Raw genomic sequence first — 3,871 nt, 5'->3', positions numbered from 1 at the left:
CCGCCGAGCCATGTCGCCCCACATCCGTCCGCCGGCCGCGAAGACGGTATCCACCGCGCAGGCATTGATTTTGTCGGCCCGGTCTTGGCCGGCGCTGCGCGCGCTGGCCCAGCGCTACGCCGATTGCCTGGCGTCGTCGGCTGCGCCGGAGTTCGCCGACCTGTGCTTTACCGCGGCCGTAGGCCGTACTCGCTTCCGGCATCGCGTTGCCATCGTCGCCGGCACTCCCCAGACAGCACTCGCGCGGCTGCGAGTTGTTGCCGACTGCGAGGTGCCCCGTGCCGACGAGTCTGCGGGTATCTTCTGCGCTCATCTCGAGCGGCAAGCTGCAGTTGCCGACCGGCTCTCGCCACAATCGCGACAACGGCTGGAACATTTGGACGCAGCGAGTGTTGCGCGACTGCAGGAACTCGTGCCCGGCGAGGCCCTGGTCGGATCCGGCGCGCAGTCTGCGGCGCTATCGCACGACGTCGGGGCCGCGCCGAATCCGACAGCGCTGGTGACGCTGTTGGCCGCACTCGACGTTGCCGGTGCCGAGGTCGATTGGCGCCATTGGTATGGTTCCGAACGTCGGCGCCGTGTGCCGCTGCCGACGTATCCCTTCGAGCGCGAGCCGCTGTGGATCGAACCCCTTTCCCTGCCCGATGCTACGGCCGGCGAGCCGGCCGCTGTGCCGGCCGGTGTTGCATCCGGCGAAGCGGATTCGCTTGCCGGCTGGTTCCAGGAAATCGTCTGGCGTCCGGCGCCTCCTGGCGCGCGTCGCGACTTGCCTCAGGGTCCCTATTTGTTGTTTGCCGACGAGTTGGGCGTTGGCGCTGCGCTTGCTGGCGGACTGCGAGCCGCTGGCAGGCGCGTCGTCGAAGTCCATCCAGGTCGGGCTTTTCGACGTGTGGCGCAGGATGTGTACACGCTCAACCCGGCTCGTGGTGGCGACTATCGTTCGCTGTTTGTCGCGCTCGACGAATCGACCGTTTCGGTTTCGGTTCTGATTCATCTCGGCAGTTTGCGCAGCGAACCACTGGCCGGGTCGCTAGCCGACTTGCACGGCCGGCTCGCCGATGGCGTCGAATCCCTGTTCCATCTGCACGGCCAGCTCGCCGAACGGGATCGCCCCTGCGAAGTCCTGATCGTCACCGGTCACGCGCAAGGCATCGGTCCTGAGGGTGAAGTCGCTTGCCCCGACGGTGCGGCGCTGGCCGCGTTTGCCCGATCGATTCCGCTCGAAACGCCCCAACTCGCCACGCGCACGATCGACCTGGTCCCCGGCGCCGAGCCACAAGAGCTTGCCGCCTGGATCGAAGCCGAACTCGGCCAGCAACCCGGTTTGCGCGACGTCGCCTACCGCAGCCATGCGCGCTTGGTTCCGGCGATTGTGCCCGTCGATCTGGCGACAGAGCCCACCGATCGTTCGCCTTCGATCCGCGCTGGTGGAGTCTATCTGATTACCGGAGGCCAAGGGGAGATCGGCCTGGCGCTGGCCCATCGGCTCGCCGCCCAGGCCCCCGGCATCAAGCTGGTGCTCGCGAATCGGAAATCACTCGACGAAAGCCCTGACGGGGGCCGCCGCCGCGAGCGCATCGCGACCTTGGCAGCCTTGGGCGCCGAGGTCTGGCCGGTCGCGTGCGACGTCACCGACGCACGCGCAGTCGCCGAGCTGCTCGCCCAGATCGAAGAGCGCTTCGGCGCGCTCCACGGCGTGATCCACGCGGCCGGGAGCCTGCAGGACGGGATGCTGTGGAGCCGCACGCTCGACGAGGTGCGCTCGGTGATGTCGGCCAAAGTCGACGGTGCCTGGCTGTTGCACGAACTCGCGCAGGGTTCTTCGCTGGACTTCTTTGTGTGTTGTTCGTCGACGGCCGGCTTTGCCCCGCTCGCCGGCCAGGCCAGCTATGCGGCCGCCAGTGCTTTTCTCGACGGCCTGGCGCTTGCGCGCCGCGCTCTCGGCTTTCCGGCGCTCTCGATCGATTGGGGTTTCTGGGGAGACACGTCCGCCGCCGCGCCCGAGCGCTATCGTCGATTTGTCGAAGCGCACGGCGTTCGCCCGATCGCCACGGCGCAAGGCGTGGCCGCATTCGAGACGGCGCTCCATCTGGGGCGCGCGCGGCTGGCCGTTTTTCCCCCGCCAGTCGCGGCGACGCCTGCGATCGCTTCGGTCCAGCCAGACCTGGCCGACCCCCGACCGGGCGCCGGCGATGCGCACTGGGCGCAGGTCGTGCTAGCAGGACGACTCGCGTCGCATCGAGCCGCAGAGCCGCTGCTGCCGCGACTGCCCGAGTTTGCCCGCCAGGGAGAGGCCATCGATCGCCTTGTGGCGCGGTATGTGGCCGCTGCATTCCGTCAGCTTCGCCTGTTTGGCCGGCGCGGCCGCGCCTGGCGCCTGGAAGAGCTCGTAGAACGTGCGCGGTTGGTCGGCAACTATCCGCGCCTGTTGCCGCGGCTCTTGGCGATCCTTGTCGAGGACCAGTGGCTGCAGCACACCGAGGCCGGGTTTGTCCGCATGCGTTCCTGGGCACAACTCGATCCGCGCGCTGGCGGTCAGCGCCTCCGGCGGCGCTATCCGGCTGCCCGCCCCCAGCTCGAGCTCTTGACCGCTTGTGGCGAACACCTCGCGCAGGTGCTCACCGGCCAGGTCGACCCGCTTGATTTGCTCTTTCCCGGGGGCTCGCTGTCCGAGGCCGCGTCGGCCATTGCCGATTCGCCCTTTGCTCGGTTCTATAACGAACTGGCCGCCGCCGTGCTGCAGTCGATGCTCGGCGAATCGCAGCGAGCGTCGGGTCAATCCTCCGGAAAGATTATCGAGATCGGTGCCGGCACAGGCGGTACCTCCTGCGCCCTGCTTCCGGTCGCCCGGGCCGCTGCCTGGTCCTACTGCTACACCGACGTGTCGACGGCCTTTCTGCGTCGCGCTGCCCAACAGTTTGCGGGCGAGCCGCGAGTGGATTTCCGCGCGCTCGATATCGAGCAGGCACCGGCCGATCAAGGATTCGAGCCCGGCCAGTTCGATGTGGTCGTGGCGGCCAATGTGCTGCACGCGACCCGCAGCTTGGATGAGACGCTTGGTCACGTCAGCCAGTTACTGGCGCCGGGCGGTTGGCTGTTGTTGCTCGAATCAACCAGCCGCAGCCGGTGGGGCGACCTGACGTTTGGCTTGACCGAAGGCTGGTGGCGCTTCGCCGATCGGGAGCTGCGCACGGATTCGCCGCTCGTCGATCGTGCGCAATGGCTCGCGCTGCTCGCGCGCCATGGTTTCGCTCACGCGGTCGCCTTGCCCGACGACGTGCCCGGCCTGGAGCACGTCGGGCAGCATCTGTTCATCGCCAGCAGCTCGCAACAACAATCTGCGACGCATTCCCAGGCGGGTTCGCGCGCGCCGGCTTTGCGCTCGCGGAAGCCAAAGAGATCTCGTCGGGCTCGCACCCCGAACCAGCAAGCCAAGCGACGCCTGCACGACGATGCGGCTCTGTTGGCCCGGCTGACCGACCAGGTTCGGCACGAGTTGAGTGCCGTCCTTCACGTCTCCGCCGCGAAGGTTGAGCAAGACGCGAGCTTTCAGGATCAAGGCGTCGATTCGCTCTTGGCCTTGGAACTGATCGACCGCTTGAAGAAGTCGTTGGGCCTGCCGTCGTTGCGGCCTGCAATCTTGTTCCAGTGCCCAACGGTTGATGAGCTGGCGGCGCATCTGGTGGGGACGTATGGGGAGCGGTTGGAGGAGGGGGAGCGTGCTGCGGCTTCGAGTTCGGCTTCGCGTGCTGTGCCGGAGCGTGCGGCGGCGTCTGCGGCACCGGCGGCGGCGTTGAGTGCGGCGCCGGCGGCGAGCGTGGTGAGCGGTTCGGGGGTGGCGGTGATTGGTTATGCGTTGCGGCTGCCGGGG

General features: G+C 67.9%; 1 protein-coding gene. It reads left to right on the top strand.

The window, feature by feature from the left end:
• Window positions 1–10: 10 nt before the first annotated feature.
• The coding region (locus K1X74_21805; GenBank protein MBX7168986.1) for an SDR family NAD(P)-dependent oxidoreductase at window positions 11–3,871 on the top strand (3,861 nt) is incomplete at its 3' end.

The organism is Pirellulales bacterium, assembly GCA_019694435.1.
In the GTDB taxonomy this organism is placed as follows: Bacteria; Planctomycetota; Planctomycetia; order Pirellulales; family JAEUIK01; genus JAIBBZ01.
This window is presented reverse-complemented; position numbering and strand designations above follow the sequence as displayed.